Here is a 4,387-nt window from a genome sequence, read left to right as displayed (position 1 = left end):
AGGTGGCAAATATACTTATCCAACAGACAAAGGTCGTATGCACTATCAGCACTTCAGGGGGTTTGCTGATATATTCAAAAATGAACCAGAATTGCCTTATCGCGCATTCTTGTAATCATTTAAATTATCTTTACAGGAGCAATTTATTGCTCCTTTTTTATGTAATTTAAATAAGACTTGTATTACAACGAGATAGCTCATACAACCTTTTAGTCTTGAAATATTAACGGCTTAATTTTTACACTCTTCAATATATATTAGAAGTAAGATAAGTTAATGAAAAAACAATAATATAATTTATATCTAAAATAGGATTTATATTACTACTAACATTCAGAAGTTTCTAATGTAAAATGAGGTTTACTTGGATCTAAATTATATTGAATATAACATTTTTTATGATTATCCTCATCACCATATTGATAATCTTTCAACTGAGGAAATATTCTAAAATCACCTTCTTCTTTTGTATAAAATTCAATATTTAACTTATGACTTGCATCACCATTTTTATCTAATTGATACACATCAATATTAGAGATAGCTTTTAATGCATCAATACCTTTAGCCTCGTCACCAAGCCCAAAATACGCAAAATACGGATAATTATCATAATGACTAATTCTTATATTATAATTATTTATAGTCATTAGTTTATAGCTATCTTTATTAATTATTCTTGCTGATGGCATTTCAGTCTTTGCTGAAAAAATAGCAAATGAACTTTCTAGAGCACCTTTTGTTCCTTTTAATATTGATATTCTTGCATCTCTTTGAATGTTAATAAATTTAGGAGCCGCAACAACTGTCAATATACCTAAGATTAATATTACAACTATTAATTCAACTAATGTAAATCCTTTGTTTTTTTTCATATTAAATATTACTCATTATTATAGGGAATTATTATTTTATAATATTTATGATTTTTTGACTCTTTAGGATAATCAATAAATCCTCTTTTTCTTAAGTATCTAATATTAGATTGCATCAGTGATACTGCACATCCAACTAACTCTGCTATATCACTTTGTCTCAAGCGGCAAACTATATTAGCATCTGAATTTATAATCATATGTAGTAAAGTTGATTTCTGAACTTTTGAAAGATTTAAATCACAAGCCTTCGTTTTAGCTAAAACTTCTAATAACTCTATTTTTTTCATAATACTACATTCATGTTATGATATTGAACTTACTACTCTACATCACAAATAGTATATTTATTCCTTCCTGTTTTTTTTGATGAATATAACGCACTATCTGCATGATTAAATGCATGACCTAATGGTATTGTTTTTTCTGAAATAACTGCACCAATAGATACTGTAACTGCAATTCCATCAATTAATTCACTATTAATAATAGATATTATTTCATCTAATTTCCTTTCTAAATCTACTAAATTAGTCAACCCATAAAAAATTATAACAAATTCTTCGCCCCCCCATCGAATAGCAATATCAGAGTTCCGCATAGTTTTTCTAATTCTTAAACATACCTCTTTAATAACATTATCACCAATCGCGTGACCATATGAATCATTTATTTTTTTAAAATGATCTATATCAATTACTAACAATGTATTAATTAGTAAGTCTCGTTTCATAGATAGATATTTTTTTCTATTATAAAAACCTGTTAATTCATCTAGATAAATTAATTTAACATAATCAATAATTTTAATTCCTAAATAATTAAAATAAAGAGCCACAAAATAAATTATAATATTCATTAAAATTAAATATATATATGGCTTCCTTATTATTGAACTATATTCATCTTTAATACTTTTCATTGCAACTATATCAAACAAAGTTTTCCTTAAATTACTATTATCAACTTGAAAATATGCAAAATTATTCTTATTATAATCAAAAATAAATTTATCAACAAAATTAGACTTTAGATCGATTAACATTATTGATGTTAACTTCCTATCTAAATAGAGTGGGAAATAAAAACTATACAAATCAATATTAGTTTTATTTTCAATATATGGACCATCAATAACAATTGTTTCAAATACACTTAAATTTGGTTTTACTTCATAAATTAAAGACTCAAGTTCTACAATATGATTAAAATAACCCTGTTTAAACTTAGTCATTATTTTTTTGTTTTCATCTCGCCATGGTTTCACATATATGTATTCAGGATAAATAATTGCTACTTCCCATAAACTACTTTCTACCATCTCATTATTATTTAAATCATTAAATAATTCATTAAAATCTTCATCCAAATCTTTTATTTTATTATTTCCCCCATTTAATAATATAACACTTCCTCCAATATATTCTCTATCAATATAATTAGAATTAAATTGCCTGATTGCAAAACGATATATATTATCACTAATGTAGCGTAAATTATAAATTATATGATTATTAACTTTATCATATTGTACTTTCACCCATACATTTGAGATGAAAAATGCTATTAAGAAAAGCAAAATATGTTTAAGAAACCTTTTATTTATCATGGTGCTAATCCCAAGATAGCGAAGAATACAAAATCTAGTAAACATATATTTATATGTCACTAAATAGAAATTACTATGGAAAACAGATAAATCATTGAATATGTCAAATATTGCTAAATAATATTATTCATATTTAGTTTATTTGGCTATGGGAAGTAATCTTGTTTACCATCTTTCAATGTAGTACTACGCAGTTCGTATTTTATCTTTGTTGCATCTGCTTATTCTAACATGAGCATATCTTCAGCACCCTAGTAAACTTTAAGACGTGCAATCCTTTACACTCACAACAAAGTTAGTATAACTCTCTGTATTTCCTGAGTATTTATAACCTTAGTTAGTTACATTTATGTTATTGCCAGTAAGGTAACGAACACAACATAGCCTATTATTCAAGGTAGCTTTGCCAAAACTGAGCAACTTTCACGTTCTATCACACTCTATATAGGAAATAATAACCCCCTGCCTAGACTTAAAAGTTTTTGATCTTTACAATAATTATCCTTAATAAAATAAGGATTTAATTCAAAATTAATGTTATTTAATAAAATACTTATAAAAATGATAGATGTTAAACTACACTTTAGTTTAATAGCAAATATATACCATTATTGTATTAGATCTTTAACTACCAAGAAATATTTAAAATATCAGAGATAGGCATTGGTTTAAAAAATAGAAATCCCTGATAATATTCAATTCCAATTGATTTTAACACCTCAAACTGTTTAATGGTTTCGATACCTTCAGCTATATTAATTAAGCCTAATTCACAAGACATAGTATTAATACTTTTAATTAGACTTAATTTCACATTATCTGTATCTATATTGGTTATGAATTTTCTATCAATTTTTAATATATCAAACTGATAATTTAACAATCGTTCTGTATTATTGAATCCACATCCAAAATCATCCATTGCAATTCGAATATCATTTGCTCTTAAAATATTTAGACTATGCAGAAAATAAACTTTATCTATAATTAAATCATCTTCCAAGATCTCAACGACAACATTAATATAGCAATTTAATAAGACTAAACGTTCAATAAATTCTTTTGAAAGAGTTATACTATAAATATTTATGTGTAAATCTATATCTTTTCCTTTATGTATAGAGAAAAAATCAAAACCAATAATAGCACGCTCTCTATTTACTATTGGCTGCAGGTACGGTTTTATCATATTTCTATCAATAGATAGACTTAAAAGACTCTTCTCCATACTCTATACATTTCACTTACTTTTGAGAATTCTCATATTCAATGATTTTTTTTAGTACATTTATATACCATAATTTCTTATTATTAGGTAATTGCTCAATTAAAAATGCAATTTGATCAATATCTCCAAAATTATAAGTGTCGTAATAAAAATAACTTATACTTGTATTTGTTGCTATTGCAATATTATATATAGTATCCGCCCTTGGTATTCTAATACCCTTTTCAAAATCAATATATGTTTGTCTTGATATATTTAAAAGTCTAGCCATCTCACTTTGACTTATACGAGATTTTAATCTTGCATTTTTTATCTTATGATGGTAATTATTTTTATCCATAATCTACTTTTGTTCTACATCTAGAATTATTGTTAATTCATCTATATATTTAGAATGTAAATACAATAAACTATCTAAATCTGAAGTATCTCCAGATACAATATGATCGATAATAATCTGACGAATAGATTCAATAATAAACACTTTATTTTTATAGTTCATATTATGTTTTTTCATTTTCCATCACAAACTCATAATCAGAAATTATTAAGATTTCAAATAAAATTAAAATATTATTATTTAAACCATGTATTTCTGATATTTTTTCTATAAAATCATCTTGATCATGATAAAAATATGCAACATTTTTATTAATTTTCTTAGAAAGCTTATAT

General features: G+C 25.0%; 5 protein-coding genes. All 5 read right to left on the bottom strand.

What is annotated here, in order from left to right:
• Positions 1 to 326: 326 nt before the first annotated feature.
• Entirely contained in the window at positions 327 to 875 is a 549-nt protein-coding gene (locus I3255_RS14915; protein ID WP_275949806.1) for a type II secretion system protein, read from the bottom strand.
• Between the two features lie 8 nt (positions 876 to 883).
• Complete coding sequence (locus tag I3255_RS13220; RefSeq protein ID WP_138222694.1) at positions 884 to 1,165, bottom strand: hypothetical protein; 282 nt, start codon at positions 1,163 to 1,165, stop codon at positions 884 to 886.
• A gap of 32 nt (positions 1,166 to 1,197) precedes the next feature.
• Positions 1,198 to 2,484 carry a GGDEF domain-containing protein gene (locus tag I3255_RS13215; RefSeq protein ID WP_238039227.1) on the bottom strand — a complete coding sequence of 429 codons (1,287 nt, stop codon included), beginning with the start codon at positions 2,482 to 2,484 and terminating at the stop codon, positions 1,198 to 1,200.
• Positions 2,485 to 3,112: 628 nt separating this feature from the next.
• On the bottom strand, positions 3,113 to 3,712 hold the full coding sequence (locus tag I3255_RS13210; protein WP_238039226.1) for an EAL domain-containing protein: 600 nt from the start codon (positions 3,710 to 3,712) through the stop codon (positions 3,113 to 3,115).
• Positions 3,713 to 3,728: 16 nt separating this feature from the next.
• Positions 3,729 to 4,052, bottom strand: a complete 324-nt coding sequence (locus I3255_RS13205) for a helix-turn-helix transcriptional regulator (RefSeq protein WP_238039225.1) — start codon at positions 4,050 to 4,052, stop codon at positions 3,729 to 3,731.
• Between the last annotated feature and the right edge of the window lie 335 nt (positions 4,053 to 4,387).

It is taken from the genome of Psychrobacter sp. Ps6 (assembly GCF_022129235.1).
Taxonomy (GTDB): domain Bacteria; phylum Pseudomonadota; class Gammaproteobacteria; order Pseudomonadales; family Moraxellaceae; genus Psychrobacter.
Note: the sequence above shows the minus strand (reverse complement) of the source record. Positions and strands in the feature narration are given on the sequence as shown.